The sequence below is a fragment of the Bradyrhizobium sp. CCBAU 25360 genome, assembly GCF_028128695.1.
GTDB classification, from domain to species: domain Bacteria; phylum Pseudomonadota; class Alphaproteobacteria; order Rhizobiales; family Xanthobacteraceae; genus Bradyrhizobium; species Bradyrhizobium ottawaense.
Genome location: NZ_LBJA01000042.1, coordinates 511,948 through 525,948, shown reverse-complemented (window position 1 = coordinate 525,948; position 14,001 = coordinate 511,948). Strand labels below are relative to the sequence as shown.

The window sequence follows — 14,001 nt, the reverse complement described above, 5'->3', positions numbered from 1 at the left end:
CCGAGATGGCAAGGTTCGGTCACAGCAGGATCGCGGACGACACAGCGCCGCACGTTGAAGGATTTCACCCTGACCGCAGGTCTTTGCTCTCGCTCGGCCTGGGCGCGGCTCTCTCCGCCACCGGGCTGCGTCCCGCGCAAGCCCAAGACTACCCCGCGCGTCCGATCCAGGTGCTCGTGCCCTTCGCCGGCGGCAGCGCCAGCGACGTCATCACGCGCATCCTGCTCAACCGCATGTCGACGTCACTGGGGCAGGCCTTCGTAGTCGACAACCGCCCTGGCGCCGGCGGCAATATCGGTACCGCCGCCGCTGCACATGCCGCCCCGGACGGCTACACGTTGCTGATGAGCACCTCCGGCCCACTGGCCGCGAACCGATCACTGTACAAGGAGCTGCCCTACGATCCGCTGAAGGATTTCGCCCCGATCGGACTGTTCGCCACGTTGCCGAATGTCATCGTAATCAATTCGAGGCTGCCGCCGAAATCCCTGCACGAGCTGATCGAGTACACCAAGGCCCGCCCCCGGGAGCTGAACTACGGGACGGTCGGAGTCGGCTCGTCGCAGCACCTCGCGGCTGCCTATTTCGAGCAGCTCACGGGCACCGAGATCACCCACGTTCCTTACCGCAACATCGCTGCTTACACGCCGGACTTCATCGCGGGCCAGGTCCCGCTCGGCTTCCAGCTCTTGCCGAATGTCATCGGTCTGATCAGGAGCGGCGATGCGCGTCCGCTCGCGGTCGCCAGCGACAAGCGCATGACGGCGCTGCCGGACGTGCCGACCGCGGCCGAGGCTGGCCTGAAGGATTACGAGAGCGCGGCGTGGCTTGCCCTGCTCGCGCCCGCGGGCACCGGCACCGCCGTTATCGACAAGCTCTATGCCGCCATGATCGAAGCCATGAACGATCCGAAGGTGCGCACCCTCCTGGTGGAGCAGGGCGCCGAGCCCCTGGTGATGGCCCCCCAAGGTCTGAAGGATTTCATGACCGCGGAAACCACAAAATGGGCCGGGATCATCAAGAAGATCGGCATCGAGCCGATGTGACTGCCAGCTTTTGGGTAATCAGCCTCTTCCGCGTGATCCGCCACCCGCGCCCTGCTCGCCCAAAGCTCGCTCGCCGAGCGGCTCGCGCCTGGCTCAATGCTGCGTGCTGGCGGTATGAGCTCGCGTTACGGCAGATTATCCCGCAGAAAAATGTCGATGCGGATGCGTTCTTGGTCGGGGCTGATTGGCTCGCCCGAACAGTGCGCGAGCAGAACGCGTGCCGCAGAGCGCGCCTCGTGCCCGGGATCCTGATTGATCACGGCATCGAGCGTGCCGCGAACCAGGAAACGCCGTGTATATTGGGTCAGCTCATGGGTGATCCAGACCACCTCGCGAGCGCGGCCCGAGGCCTCGAGCGCATCGGCGATGCCGCGGTTTCCGGCGCCGCAGCAGTATATGCCGCGAAGATCGGCATGGCGCGCGAGCAGCGCAGCCGTAAGCTTCCGCGTGCGATCGCTGTCGTCCCGGCCCTCGATGACCGGTAGCGCGGGCAGGTTCGGATACTCGCTGGACAGGATCTGATGGAAACCGAACTGCCGTTCAGTGTGATCGCGCAGCGACAGCGACCCCGCGATCACCGCGACCGTCCCCTCGCGCCCAGCAAGGAAGCGCCCCATCAACGTTGCGGCGGTGCGGCCTGCGGCCGGATTGTCGATGCCGACATAATGCAGGCGGCGCGAGCTTGGCGCGTCCGACACGAGGGTCACCACGGCGACCCCGCGTCCGACGAGCTCGTCGATCGCGGCCCGAACCCTGGGATGATCGAGCGCGATGACGGCGACGCCCTGGTAGGCCGGCGACAGGGTTTCCAGCGCGCCGGCGAGCAGATCCGGATCGAACACGTCGACACGGAGAATGTCGATGAAGCCGCGCTGGCCGGCGAGCCAGTCCGCGGTGCGCTGGACCTGCTCGCTCAGATTGGTCATGAAGCTGTTGCTGCCGGTCGGCAGCACGAAGGCGAAGCGGAACGTCTGCCCGCGGGCGAGCCGCGCGGCCGCGACGTCGGCGCGATAGCCGAGTTTTGCCACCGCGGCCTCGACACGCGCGACGGTCTTGGCGCGCACGCCCTCGCGCCGGTTGACGACGCGATCGACGGTCGCAAGCGAAACGCCGGCCGCACGTGCGACGTCCTCGAGCGTGGCGCGAATCGCCGGCTGCGTCGCCCCTCCCGTCATTCGCGCGCCGCCCAAAGCATGCCGCGGGTCATCAGTGTCCGGATCTCCGGCACGTCGAGCTCGTAGGCACGGTGGCCGAGCGAGGAATAGAACACCCTGCCCGCGCCGTAGCGCTTCTTCCAGACCACGGGCATCACCACGCCCTCGATCCACGGCGCGTGCTCGCCGGTGAAGGTCGTCGTCGCCAGCACCTCGTTGGCGGGGTCGACATGCATGTAATATTGCTCGGAACGATGTTCGAAACTGTTCAGGCCCTTCATGATGGGGTCATCCGGCTTCGTCAAGTCGACCTTGTAGTCGATGATGTTGCCGGGATGGGCCACCCACTGCCCGCCGCACATGAATTGGTAGTCGACGGAATCGCGGAACGCATCGCACATGCCGCCATGATGGCCGGCGAGCCCGACGCCGCTCCGCACTGCTGCGCAGAGATTGAGCGCTTCCGCCTTCTCGATCTTCGACATCGTGTAGATCGGGATGATCAGCGACATGTCGTGGATCGCGGGATCGGCGAATGCCGCCGTCGTCGTCTCGATCCGCACCTCGAAGCCTTCCGCTCTCAGCCAGCCGCGAATCATCGAGGCGCAGAGATCCGGATCGTGTCCCGGCCAGCCGCCCCATACAATCATTGCCTTGCGCATGGTCATTCCCTCAATCGATCTGCCCCGTTTCACGTCCCGCCGGCAGCATCGCCGGCCGCTCGACGCTGCTCTCGATCTTGACGCGCCGCCCTTCATCGGCGGAGGTCTGGAACGCCTCCATCACCTCCAGCACGTGAAACGCAAGCGCACCGCTGGCGCGGTGCGGACGGTTGTTCAGGATCGCGGATGCCATGTCGGCGACCCCAATGGAGCGGAACTCACCCTCGACATGGCCGTGCGTCAACGGCATCGTTTCCCATTCGCCGCCGGTCCTGGCGAGGTGCACCTCGCCGCCGAAACGGTTCGGGTCCGGCACCTGCATGCTGCCCTTGTCGCCATAGATCTCGATCGGCGCATGCCGGTGCTTCGGTACATCGAAGCTCATCGCGATCGAGATGACTGCTCCGCTCTCGAATTCAAGCGTACCCGCGACATGGGTCGAAACCTCGACCGGGATCAGCGTGCCGTTCATCGGCTGGCTGGTGACCAAGCGCTCCGATTTCGGCCTCGCGGTCGAGCCCATCACGCTAGCGACCGGGCCGAGCAACTGCACGAGATCGGTGATGTAGTACGGCCCCATGTCGAGCATCGGCCCGCCGCCGCGCAAGTAATAGAAGCCCGGCGCCGGGTGCCAGCGCTCATGGCCGGGGCAGCCGAAGAAGGCGCTGCCCGCCACCGGCGTGCCGATCGCGCCGTCGTCGATCAGCTTGCGGGCGGTCTGGTGCCCGCCTCCGAGGAAAGTGTCGGGCGCGCAGCCGACGCGCAGGTTCTTCTGTGCGGCGAGATCGATCACCTTGCGGGCTTCGGCGGCGTTGATGCCGAGCGGCTTCTCGGAATGGACATGCTTTCCGGCATTCAGCACCGCCAGACTGACGTCGGTGTGGGCCAGCGGCACCGTGAGATTGACGACGACCTCGACGTCATCGCGTCTGAGCAATTGATCGACCCGCATCGCCGGCAGCCCGAAAGCGGCACCCTGCCGCTCCGCGACTTCACTGCGCATATCGGCGAGCGCCCTGACCTCCATGACCGGGAAGCGTTGCGCCGCCTTGAGATAGGCGGTGCTGATGACACCGCAGCCGATGATTCCAATTCCGACTTTTCTCATTGTGATCTCCGTAAGGTCCGTTCATCCCTTGACCGCACCTGCAGTGAGGCCGGCAACGATGTGCTTCTGCGCCAGAAGGAAGAGAATGATCGTCGGCAGGATGGTCAACGTGATGAAGGCCAGGATCAGGTGCCATTCGGACGAATACTCGCCCTGATAGACCATGATGCCGAGCGGCCAGGGATAGAGCGCATCCGTGTTGAGCATCACCAGCGGCAGCAGATAGGCATTCCAGCTGTTGACGAAGGTGATGGTCCCGACGGTCGCCAGGATCGGCCGCGACAGCGGCAACGTCACATAGCGGAAGAACTTGATGTAGCTGCAGCCGTCGACCAGCGCAGCCTCGAGCAGTTCATAGGGAATGTCCATGAAGAAACGCCGGAGCAGCAGCACGCTCATCGCGAGGCTGAAGGCCACCTGCGGCAACGCAACGCCGAAATAGGTATCGAGCAGCCCGAGATCGCGCACCTTGATGAACAACGGAAGCACCGCGGTCGCCGCCGGAAACAGCAGGCCGAGCGTGAGATAGCTCAGCAGCATCGAGCTGCCGTAGAACCTGACATGGGCAAAGGTGAACGCCGCCATCGAGGCCGTGATCAGGGTCAACACCACCGCGAGCGACGATATGATCAGCGAATTGCGCAGGAGCTGCCAGTAGCGCGCGGAGAACAGGATGTCGGAATAATTCTGCCACTCCCAGTGACGCGGCAAACCGAACGGGTTGACACGCAATTCGCCGAGCGATTTGAAGCCGCCGAGCAACGTCGCGAGCAGCGGCACCAGCACGAAGATGGCCACGATGGCGAGGAACACCGCCTTGAACAGCACGGCGGGATCGACCGGCGTACGAGAGATCTTCGCACTACTCATCGCGCATGAACCAACGCTTGTAGGTAAAGGCAAATGTCACGCAGATCGCGAACAGGATGACGCCGATGGCGCTGCCATAGCCGACCCGCATGCGAGAGATGCCGTTGTTGTAGAGGAAGCTCACCATCGTGTTCGAGGAGTCCGCAGGCCCCCCGCGTGTCAGCGGCATGACGAGGTCGAACAGCTGCAGCGAGCCGACAATGGCGAAAAACACCGAGAGGCGAATCGTCGGATAGAGCAAGGGAATGACGACATGGCGCAGGGCTTGCAGCCGCGTCGCACCGTCGATGCGCGCCGCCTCGATCAGGCTCTTGTCGAGGCTCTGGAGCGCCGCGATGAACAGCATCATGTGGAAGCCAAAATACTTCCACACGATCACGATCAGCACGGCCAGCATCGACGTGTCGGTCGAGGCCAGCAGGTGCGGCGGCTCGGCGCCGAAACTGCGCCAGATCGAGGCGACGAGGCCGTAGTCACCGTCATAGACGAAGCTGAAGATCAGCCCGGTCGCGATCTCGGCCAGGATATAGGGCATGAAGAACAGCATGCGCAGCGCCACCGACCCGCGAAAGCGTTCGGCGAGCATCAAGGCCAGCGTCAGCGCGAGCGGCAGCTGGACCGCGAGCGAGACCGCAATAATCAGCCCATTGTTGCGCAGCGCGAGCCAGAAGGCGCGCGTCTCCAGCACGAAGCGGTAATTGTCGAAACCGATCCAGTTGGTCGGCCTGCCGAACCCGTTCCAGTTGAAGGCCGAATACCAGGCGGCCTCGCCGATCGGCAGCACCACGAACAGCGTGAACAATAACAGCGCCGGCGGCAGGAACAGGATCAGGACCGTGAAGCGGCCGTCCCAGGCCGGGCCGCGGACCGCGAGCGAAGAGAACGGTGTCTCCGCAACGCCTATCGCGGGCGAATTCGCGATACGCCGCGCCACCGTCAGTTGCCCTGCTTCCACGCCGCCTCGATCGCCTTCGCCGCATTCTGCGGGCTCATGCTGCCACCGGCGATCTCCGCGGTGACGTCGTTGACGACGCGGCCGACCGACGGACCAAGGCTCTGATCATAGAAGTTCTGGTGGTAGTTCGACTTCGCCAGATTGGTCGCGATCAGCTTCATGAAGGCATTGTTGAGACCAGCGTCCGCGCCCTGCACCACCGGGATGATGAAGTTACCCGCCGCAAGTCGCGTCTGCACGTCCTTCGAGACGAAGTACTTCAGGAAATCGACCGCCTCCTTCGGCGAGCCTTTCGTGACCAGCCAGCCGGTGATGCCGCCGAGCGTGTCGGTGGGCGCGCCCTTGCCGCCTGATACCACCGGGAAGTCGAACCAGCAGATCTTGTCTTCGCTCAATCCGACCTTGTCGGCGGCGAGAGCGCGCTGCAAATGATAGACCGTGCTGATCGCGAGCGTCATCGCCGCCTTGCCGTCGCCGAAATAGCCGACGGCCTGCGGATTCTTGAAACCAAGGAAGCCATTCTGGAACGGCTGGAGATCGACGAGTTGCTTGAACAGCTCGCCGGACTTCTGGAAGGTCTCGCCGGCGAAGCCGCTGTCCTCGCCGCGCAATGCAGCGTCGAATGCCGGCTTGCCGCCGATGCGCACCGCAAGATGGGTCCAGTAGAAGTGCAACGGCCATTTGTCGGCGCCGCCGACCACGATCGGGGTCACGCCGGCGGCCTTCAGCGTCTTCACCGCCGCAAGCAGATCGTCCCAGCTCTTGATCCCGGCAGGATCGACTTTCGCCTTGGCCATCAGCTCCTTGTTGCAGAGGAAGCCGACCTGCGACAGCGCGGTCGGCAGACCATAAACGCGGCCGTTAGCGGTGAACGCGGCGAGCGCGGCCGGGGTGAGACTGTCGCTGTAACCCTTCACCTGTTCGGTGATGTCGTCGAGAACGCCTGCCTCGATCTGGGTCTTCAGGACGCCGCCGGCCCAGCTGTAGATGATGTTCGGCCGGTCCTTGGATTGCAGGATGGTCGGCAGCTTGGCCTTGTAGGATTCGTTCTCGAGAAACTGCATCTCGACCTTGACGCCAGGATGGGAGGCCTCATAGGCGCGCGCGACCTCCTCCCAGATTTTCACCTGGGCCGGATTTGCCTCGATGTGTAGCCACTTTACGATCGTGTCGGCTGCGGCGGCGTCGGCCAAAAGCAGGCATGCGGCAGCGGCGAGTCCCAGCTTCCCGAGCAGTCTCATCACATCTCCTCCCGACCGGATCTTATTCTTTGCCGCGATCCTGCTCCCGATTTTTGAGGTACGCAACTAAAATTCTGATCTACGCACCTCACGCGGGACGTGGCTGAAGCCTGCGGAAGAGCTGCATGGCAACCGTGCTTCGTTCAGGCTTAGCTGGCGAGCCCCTCGGGGCCTGAGCGTCAACCTTCTGAACTCGTCGTATCGATCGACGGCAAATTCCGAAGCGCTGCCGCCGACGAAAACGGAATGCGCCAGAGATATCCATGCCTGCGGCGAACGAGGCGTGATCGCTGGATCTCAGCCGCTCGCGGCCGGCAAGCCCGGCGTCTGCTGCGGCATGCCGGCGCGGTCGACGAGCACATCCGTGAGTCCCGCCCCCAGCCACATGCCGCCGAGCACGAGCCAGGCGGTGAGTGCGAATACGGAGGCACCGGTCACGCCAGCGCCGACCGCGCAGCCGCCGGCGAGCATCGCACCGAACCCCATCAGCACCGCGCCGAACAGGTAGCGCCGCATGCCGAGCCCGTCCGAGAACCCCTCGAGCTTCAGTTCATGTGCACGCGCCGCGGCCAGAAACGAGCCGAGGAATACGCCGGGGACGATGCCGAGGTCGAAGCCGAGCCGGAGCTGCGCGCTGTTGAGCACCAGCATCAGCAACTCGGCCGAAGGCCCGCTGAAGGTGAGGCTCTTCAGCGTCACCGGCGCGAAGGAAGCCTGCGACAGCTGGTAGGTGAAGAGCCAGCCGGCGACGACGGCCGTTCCGGTTGCGAGCGCAGCAAGGATCAGCCGGCGCGGCAACCGGCTGCGAAAGGCGAAGGCCAGCCCGGCAATCAGCCACAAACCTCCGAATGCTAGCTTCTCGGGCGTACCGGCACCGAACATGGCCATGATGTCGCGCGACGGACCGCCATCGACCAGCCACAGGTTGGTCACCCATTCACGGGCGGGCGACAGCAGGCCGCGATAGGAGGCTTGCGCGGTCACGGCAAACACCAGCCCCGACAACAACGCCCGGAGGTTTCCGTTCGCCGAGAGCACCAGCAGCCGGCTGGCGCAACCCCGCGCCAGGATCATCCCGCAACCGAACATCACGCCGCCGAGGAGAGCGCCGGAGATACTGCCCTGCTGCGCGAGCTGGCGCGCCTCGGATATTTCGAGCCAGCCGAGCGCGACAAAACCTTGCGTGCCGACCAGCGCCGCGGCAAAGGTCAGCAGCCAGACCGCAAGGCGCGGGCCGCCCTCGCCGCGGGAGAATTCGACCGCCGCGGCACGCAGGCAGAAGCGGCTGCGCTGCGCGAAGAACCCGAACAGACCTCCGACCACGAGGCCGCCGAACCATGACAGCGAATCTTCACCCAAGAGATCAATGATCGGCGTCAGCACGTCCGCCTCGGTTGGTCCTGCGAGCATGCAATTCTAGCGATCGCGTCGTCGCGTCCCATGAGCCAGATCAAGGCTCGACGTCTCAGGATGCCGGAGCGGAGCGGCCTCATGGCCGTAGATAAGCATATCCCTGCTGTTGCAGCTCGACGAGCCGCACCACGCCGCCCTTCTCGGCCACCACGAAGCCGGGCGTGAGATCGTCCAGCTTGACGCCCTGCGCCTTCATCGTATTGGCGCAGGCATCGAAGCCGACGCCGGCATCGACGAGCTTCGTCATCATCGCAACGGTGTGGTCCTGCGCCGCCAGCGCGTGGAAAGCACGCAGCGCCGGCCCGTGCACGACCAGCCTGATGTCGGCCTTGCCAGGCCCGCCAACGCCGTCGACATGGTTCTGCAGATTGCCCAGAACGAAGACGACACGATCGGCATCGGCGAGATGATAGACGACGCGCTGCCGCGCGGGCGTTTCCGTCGCCGCGGACGCCTGGCGCACCGCGAACGCACCAAATAGCCCGGCAAGGCTCGCGCGAAGCATGGATCGACGCTGCATGGTCCCCCTCCTATCGTGCCTGCTTGATGAACTCGGCGATTCGATCGGCGACGTCTTCCGCGAACAGGTCGCGGAAGAAATGATCGGCATCCTCGATCTTGTCGAGCTGCACTCTGCCCCCGCTCGAACCAGCAAGCGAATCGAAGGCCTGTGCTACATCGGGCACAACGCTATCCTTGGTGGCGGCGAGCACCAGCACCGGCAGCTTCACGCGCGCTACGAGCGCGGCCGTGTCCTGGCCGGCATCGGGACCGTAGAATGACGCAAAGGTCCGCGCGGTAACCACGGCATTGCGGCAATAGACGAAGCCCGGCACGTCCATCCACTCCCCGCCGCGGCCGGCCGCAACCGCCTTGGTTGCCAGCTCCAGAAACGGTTCGAGCGGCTTGCCATAGGTCTTGGCGTAGGAGGCGCGCAGATCAGCCTCGGCCTTCGCGGTCACCGGCGCCAGCAACACCCCACCCGCCACCGGCGCGGCTTCGCTTGCAGCGAGATACCGTGCGACCTGGTTGCCGCCGCGCGAATGGCCGAACGCGAAGACGAGCCGAGACCTGCCCCTCGCCCGCGCGACCCAAGCGCTGATCTCCGCAACTGCACTCTCAACGACATGGTCATGCCGCGCGGTACAGTCGTACATGCCCTTGCGGCGATCGAGCCCCAGCGACAGCGTATGGGCGAGCGAAGCGATGCCGCGCTGCTCAAGCGCCTTGGCAACGCCCTGAATGACCTCCATGTCCTTGTGCGCGAGCGTGCCGTGGGTCATTACGACAAGCGGAGTATCGGGTTTCGTCGAGGCTGGCGTGCGCAGTGTCGCGAGCGTGGTGCGGCCGTCGACCGACAACTCGAGCTCCTGCTCGGCCGCACCTGCAGGCCCTGCGAGCGCGAGCAAGACTGTCAGTGCTATCAACCATCGCATCAGCGGGCTTTCTCCTCAGGGCCGGACAATTGTCCAGCTCTTCTCCGCCAATTCCATCAGCGCGGCAACCCCGACCTGCGTGACGCTGACGCCATCGATCAGCGGCGGCCGCTTGTCCTCCTTCGCCGCCAGCGTCTCCAGCGTGTTGCCGCAGGCGATGAAGCTCACATTCGGCATCGATTTCAGGAAATTCCCCAGGCGCTCCTTCACCGGCGAGCGGTCCGCGAGCAGCATGTCGAGGCCGCCGTTGAAAGCGACCACAGCGATTTCGACGTCCTCGCCCTGTCCGGAATAGTGCCGCGAGACGTTGGCCGCGACATCGAGCACGGCACGCATCTTGACCGGGTCGTCGTCGCTGATCTGCAGCGCGAGCCTGTGAAATTCGGCCGCCTGGGCCGCGGCGGGACGGATTGCGATGAGCGAGCCAACAGCGAGAGCCGCATGCAGCAGCGCGCGGCGGTTCGCCCGGCCGTGTATCACTCCACGCCCCGCGACTTCTTCTCCTTGCCGTCCTCGGGCGTCACGTCGATGGCGGCAGCGCGCCCGATAATCTTCACCGGGGCGACGCAGTTATTCATGCAGGGGTCTTTCTGCCAGAACGACTTCTCGGTGGTGGCGCGGTCGTCCATCACGAACCCCTGCTCGTTCGGCATCTTGATCGTCGCAAGGGTCTTCTTGTTCAGCTCGAAGTTTTGATCGGTGACGACGTCGTTCAGATAGAGGACGTAAGCGACCAGCGCATAATATTCATCGACGGACAGGGATCCCGTATTGCCGTAAGGCATGGCGTGACGGACGTAGTCGAACACGGTGGACGCGTAGGGCCAGTACGAGCCCACGGTCTTGACCGGATTGTCCGACGTCAGTGAGCCCTTGCCGCCGGCCAGCACCGGCCAGCGGCCGTTCCCCTCGCCGAACTCGCCGTGGCAGCTCGAGCAATTGTCCATGAACAGCTTTTCGCCCTGCATGGCCGTGCCCTTGCCTTCCGGCAGGCCCTGGCCGTCCGGGCGCACGTCGATATCCCAGCCGCGGATCTCGTCCGTGGTCGGCGCGCGGCCGATGTGATAGCGGGGACCGCTCTTGGCATCCGCCTTCTGCTGCGCAAGCGCCGGCGCGCTCGGCGCACAGGCGAGCAGCGCGGCTGCAACGAACTTAAGCGACTTCGACATTCTCGACCTCACCATTGGCCTGCACATGCCAGGTCTGGATGCCATTGTTGTGATAGATGGAATTGACGCCGCGGATCTTGCGCAGCTCCGCCTTGCTCGGCTGCACGTAACCCGTCTCGTCCTGCACGCGCGATTGCAGCAGCAGCGGCTCGCCGTTCCAGTCGAATTCGTAGTAAAAACGCGTCAGCGCCTTGTCGAGAACGGGCCCGTCGAGCCGCGCCGGCCACCAATTTCGGCCGCCGTCGAGCGACACGTCCACGCGCTTGACCTTGCCGTTGCCGCTCCAGGCCAGACCCGAGACGATGGTAAAGCCTTTGCCGTGCTTGATCGGCGCTTGCGGGCTCGGGCTGGTGATCACGGACTTGGCGTCCATCGACCAGGTGAAGCGGCGCGCCTTGCCGCTCGGCATTAGGTCCGTGTATTTCGACGTCTCCTCGCGAGTGTGCCAGGGCTGGTCGCCGACCTTGATGCGGCGCAGCCACTTGACCCAGAGATTGCCCTGCCAGCCCGGCACCACGAGCCGCATCGGATAGCCCTGCTCGGGATAGAGCGCCTCGCCGTTCATCTTGTAGGCGATGATGCAGTCGTCGAGCGCTTTCTCGATCGGCAGACTGCGGTCCATCGCAGCCGCGTCGGCGCCTTCGACCAGCAGCCACTTGCCGCTCGTCTTGACGCCGGCTTCCTCCAGCAGAGTGCGCAGCGAGACGCCGGTGTACTGCACGCAGTGGATCATGCCGTGGGTGAACTGGCAGCCATTGAGCTGGGCGCCGCGCCATTCCATGCCCGAATTCGCCGCGCATTCCATGAAGTGGATGCGGTTGACGCGCGGATAGCGCTTCAGCTCCTCCAGCGTGAGGATCAGCGGACGCTCCACGAGCCCGTGGATCATTAAGCGATGATCGGCCGGGTCGACCTCGGCGATGCCGCCATGATGCCGCTCGAAACAGAGGCCGTTCGGGGTGATGATGCCTTCGAGCTCATGCAGCGGGGTGAAGCTCACCGAGGATTCGCGCGAGGCGGTCAGCCATTCGACGTCGCGCCGGACGACGTCCTTCTCGAATTTCGACGGCTTGCCATACGGGCGCACCGCGACGCCCTCGCCGAGCGACTTGGTCCATTCCGGCACATTGGGCGGCTGGTTGGCGGGATTTCCGCCTGCGGCCGCCGGCCTTGCCAGCATCGTGGCCGCGACGCCGGCCCCGGCGGCCAGGAAGCTGCGACGGGATTGACTGTCCATCTTCGACATCGCTTCTTACGCTCCGGTAACTTTGACGGCCCGGTTGGGCTCGAGCCGAACGGTTTTCTGTCGCGTCAGGTAGTTCGCGACGACGTCCCAGATCGGCGGCCCTTCGGTTCCTTCGTTGACGCTGGCCCAGCCGGCGACCTGATATTCCCTGGCGGGCTCGATCGGCGTGCCGGTCTTGAGGACCTGCATGCCGGAGATGCGCTGCCCCTGCGGCTTGGCGACGTCGATCGCGTAGGAGAGCCCGCCGATCCGCACCATATCGCCGCCCTGTTGATAATAGGGATCGACGTTGAAGAGATTGTCGGCAACGTCCTCGATGATCTCCTTCAACCGCGAACCGGTCATGCCCATGCGGTAGACCGCGGGATAGGTGATCGCGGTGGCGTTGGTGACATCCTCGAAGGTGACGTCCTGCCCCGGCAGCACGCTGGTGCCCCAACGGAAGCCGGGTGAGAGCGCGATCTCGGCGTCGCGTTCCTGCAGCAGCGCCTGGCAGATCAGATCGTCGAACGTACCGTTGAAATTGCCGCGCCGGTAGAGCAGCGAGTCGGTCTTGCCGAGCACCTTGGCCAGATCGGAGGCGAAGGGTTTGCGGACCTCGGCGATCTTCGCGGCCATCTCGGCGTCCGCCGTGATCACATCGGAGAACAGCGGAATGAGCTTGTACCTGAAAGCCTTGACCTCACCGTCGCGAACATCGAGATCGAGCCGCGAGACGAACTTGCCGGACGAGCCCGAGGCGATCAGCAGAGTCTTGCCGACTTTGACAGCCTCGGGCAGCGCGTCATGGGTATGCCCGGTCAGGATGACGTCGATGCCCTTGACGCGGCTCGCGAGCTTGCGGTCGACATCGAAACCGTTATGCGACAGCAGCACGACCAGTTGCGCGCCGCCCTTGCGCGCCTTGTCGACCTGCGCCTGAACGTCCTCCTCGCGCACGCCGAACGACCAGTTCGGAATCATCCAGCGCGGATTGGCGACCGGCGTATAGGGGAACGCCTGGCCGAGCACCGCGATCTTGACCCCGCCGCGCTCGATCATGGTCGAGGCCTCGAACGCCGCCTCGTTCCACTCGGTGTCGCGGATGTTGAGGCCGAGGAACGGGAAGCCGAGGCCTTCGATGGCCTGCTTGACCCGATCGGCGCCGTAGGTGAACTCCCAATGGCCGGTCATGGCGTCGGGCTTGAGCAGCGCCATGCAGTCGATCATGTCCTGACCGCGCGTCTTCAGCGAAGACCACGAGCCCTGCCAGGTGTCCCCGCCGTCGAGCAGCGCGACCTTGTCGCCGCGCTCGGCCCGGATCGCCTTGATCACGGTCGCGGCACGATCGAGGCCGCCGATCCGGCCGTAGCTCTTCGCAAGGGCCTCGAAATCCTCCGAGGTCAGGGCATAAGCCGCCGACGAGCCGGGCGCGATGCCGAACCGGGCGAGAAACTCCTTGCCGGTGACGTGCGGCGGAAGGCCCTTGGCCTCGCCCACGCCGAGATTGGTCGAGGGCTCGCGGAAATAGAGCGGCATCAGCTGACCGTGGATATCGGTCACGTGCACGAGCGTGACGTTGCCGAGCGGCTCGAAGGCCAACAATTCCTTTTCAGTCAAGCGCTGCTGGGCGAACGCGCGGGTCAGGCCGGAGCCCGCACCGGTCGAGAGCCCCGCCGTTGCCGCGGCAACCTGAATGAACTCGCGGCGAGAGATCATGCG

Annotated in this window: 14 protein-coding genes; 1 reads left to right on the top strand and 13 read right to left on the bottom strand. The window is 64.8% G+C overall.

Translation table 11 applies throughout. The features are described 5' to 3' along the window. Positions 1-5: 5 nt before the first annotated feature. Complete coding sequence (locus XH81_RS26490; protein ID WP_028143577.1) at positions 6-1,046, top strand: Bug family tripartite tricarboxylate transporter substrate binding protein; 1,041 nt, start codon at positions 6-8, stop codon at positions 1,044-1,046. A gap of 125 nt (positions 1,047-1,171) precedes the next feature. Here XH81_RS26490 and XH81_RS26485 read toward each other — a convergent pair whose 3' ends face one another. From XH81_RS26485 to soxB, 13 genes are all read right to left on the bottom strand, one after another. Then, positions 1,172-2,221 (bottom strand): LacI family DNA-binding transcriptional regulator, encoded by a 1,050-nt coding sequence (locus XH81_RS26485; RefSeq protein WP_028143576.1) that lies wholly within the window; start codon positions 2,219-2,221, stop codon positions 1,172-1,174. Beyond that, entirely contained in the window at positions 2,218-2,862 is a 645-nt protein-coding gene (locus tag XH81_RS26480) for a ThuA domain-containing protein (RefSeq protein ID WP_028143575.1), read from the bottom strand. Before XH81_RS26480 ends, XH81_RS26485 begins: the two co-directional genes overlap by 4 nt. A gap of 10 nt (positions 2,863-2,872) precedes the next feature. After that, positions 2,873-3,970 (bottom strand): Gfo/Idh/MocA family protein, encoded by a 1,098-nt coding sequence (locus tag XH81_RS26475; RefSeq protein WP_038970456.1) that lies wholly within the window; start codon positions 3,968-3,970, stop codon positions 2,873-2,875. A 21-nt stretch (positions 3,971-3,991) separates the two neighbouring features. Continuing rightward, positions 3,992-4,840 carry a carbohydrate ABC transporter permease gene (locus tag XH81_RS26470; RefSeq protein ID WP_028143573.1) on the bottom strand — a complete coding sequence of 283 codons (849 nt, stop codon included), beginning with the start codon at positions 4,838-4,840 and terminating at the stop codon, positions 3,992-3,994. Further along, on the bottom strand, positions 4,833-5,774 hold the full coding sequence (locus XH81_RS26465; RefSeq protein ID WP_028143572.1) for a carbohydrate ABC transporter permease: 942 nt from the start codon (positions 5,772-5,774) through the stop codon (positions 4,833-4,835). Before XH81_RS26465 ends, XH81_RS26470 begins: the two co-directional genes overlap by 8 nt. 2 nt (positions 5,775-5,776) lie before the next feature. After that, the gene (locus XH81_RS26460; RefSeq protein WP_028143571.1) at positions 5,777-7,036 is read right to left on the bottom strand and encodes an extracellular solute-binding protein; all 1,260 of its coding nucleotides are present in this window, start codon (positions 7,034-7,036) and stop codon (positions 5,777-5,779) included. Positions 7,037-7,333: 297 nt separating this feature from the next. Further along, on the bottom strand, positions 7,334-8,419 hold the full coding sequence (locus XH81_RS26455) for a YeeE/YedE family protein (protein WP_038970461.1): 1,086 nt from the start codon (positions 8,417-8,419) through the stop codon (positions 7,334-7,336). 106 nt (positions 8,420-8,525) lie between these two features. Next, positions 8,526-8,969, bottom strand: a complete 444-nt coding sequence (locus XH81_RS26450; protein ID WP_028143569.1) for a DsrE family protein — start codon at positions 8,967-8,969, stop codon at positions 8,526-8,528. A 10-nt stretch (positions 8,970-8,979) separates the two neighbouring features. Beyond that, positions 8,980-9,885: an alpha/beta hydrolase gene (locus XH81_RS26445; protein WP_028143568.1), complete on the bottom strand. Its 906-nt coding sequence runs from the start codon at positions 9,883-9,885 to the stop codon at positions 8,980-8,982. A 15-nt stretch (positions 9,886-9,900) separates the two neighbouring features. Beyond that, positions 9,901-10,335 carry a DsrE family protein gene (locus tag XH81_RS26440; protein ID WP_028143567.1) on the bottom strand — a complete coding sequence of 145 codons (435 nt, stop codon included), beginning with the start codon at positions 10,333-10,335 and terminating at the stop codon, positions 9,901-9,903. Between the two features lie 26 nt (positions 10,336-10,361). Beyond that, the gene (locus tag XH81_RS26435) at positions 10,362-11,054 is read right to left on the bottom strand and encodes a c-type cytochrome (RefSeq protein ID WP_244439121.1); all 693 of its coding nucleotides are present in this window, start codon (positions 11,052-11,054) and stop codon (positions 10,362-10,364) included. Then, on the bottom strand, positions 11,038-12,300 hold the full coding sequence (soxC, locus tag XH81_RS26430; RefSeq protein WP_028143566.1) for a sulfite dehydrogenase: 1,263 nt from the start codon (positions 12,298-12,300) through the stop codon (positions 11,038-11,040). The genes XH81_RS26435 and soxC overlap by 17 nt, the downstream gene beginning before the upstream one ends. A 6-nt stretch (positions 12,301-12,306) precedes the next feature. Continuing rightward, positions 12,307-13,998 (bottom strand): thiosulfohydrolase SoxB, encoded by a 1,692-nt coding sequence (gene soxB / locus XH81_RS26425; RefSeq protein ID WP_028143565.1) that lies wholly within the window; start codon positions 13,996-13,998, stop codon positions 12,307-12,309. Positions 13,999-14,001 lie beyond the last annotated feature (3 nt).

Coding starts and splice junctions, on each gene's coding strand:
- soxC (WP_028143566.1), bottom strand. CDS start 12,300: ATGTCGAAGATGGACAGTCAATCCCGTCGCAGCTTCCTGGCCGCCGGG.
- XH81_RS26450 (WP_028143569.1), bottom strand. CDS start 8,969: ATGCAGCGTCGATCCATGCTTCGCGCGAGCCTTGCCGGGCTATTTGGT.
- XH81_RS26445 (WP_028143568.1), bottom strand. CDS start 9,885: ATGCGATGGTTGATAGCACTGACAGTCTTGCTCGCGCTCGCAGGGCCT.
- XH81_RS26490 (WP_028143577.1), top strand. CDS start 6: ATGGCAAGGTTCGGTCACAGCAGGATCGCGGACGACACAGCGCCGCAC.
- XH81_RS26475 (WP_038970456.1), bottom strand. CDS start 3,970: ATGAGAAAAGTCGGAATTGGAATCATCGGCTGCGGTGTCATCAGCACC.
- XH81_RS26470 (WP_028143573.1), bottom strand. CDS start 4,840: ATGAGTAGTGCGAAGATCTCTCGTACGCCGGTCGATCCCGCCGTGCTG.
- XH81_RS26435 (WP_244439121.1), bottom strand. CDS start 11,054: ATGTCGAAGTCGCTTAAGTTCGTTGCAGCCGCGCTGCTCGCCTGTGCG.
- XH81_RS26460 (WP_028143571.1), bottom strand. CDS start 7,036: ATGAGACTGCTCGGGAAGCTGGGACTCGCCGCTGCCGCATGCCTGCTT.
- soxB (WP_028143565.1), bottom strand. CDS start 13,998: ATGATCTCTCGCCGCGAGTTCATTCAGGTTGCCGCGGCAACGGCGGGG.
- XH81_RS26480 (WP_028143575.1), bottom strand. CDS start 2,862: ATGCGCAAGGCAATGATTGTATGGGGCGGCTGGCCGGGACACGATCCG.
- XH81_RS26485 (WP_028143576.1), bottom strand. CDS start 2,221: ATGACGGGAGGGGCGACGCAGCCGGCGATTCGCGCCACGCTCGAGGAC.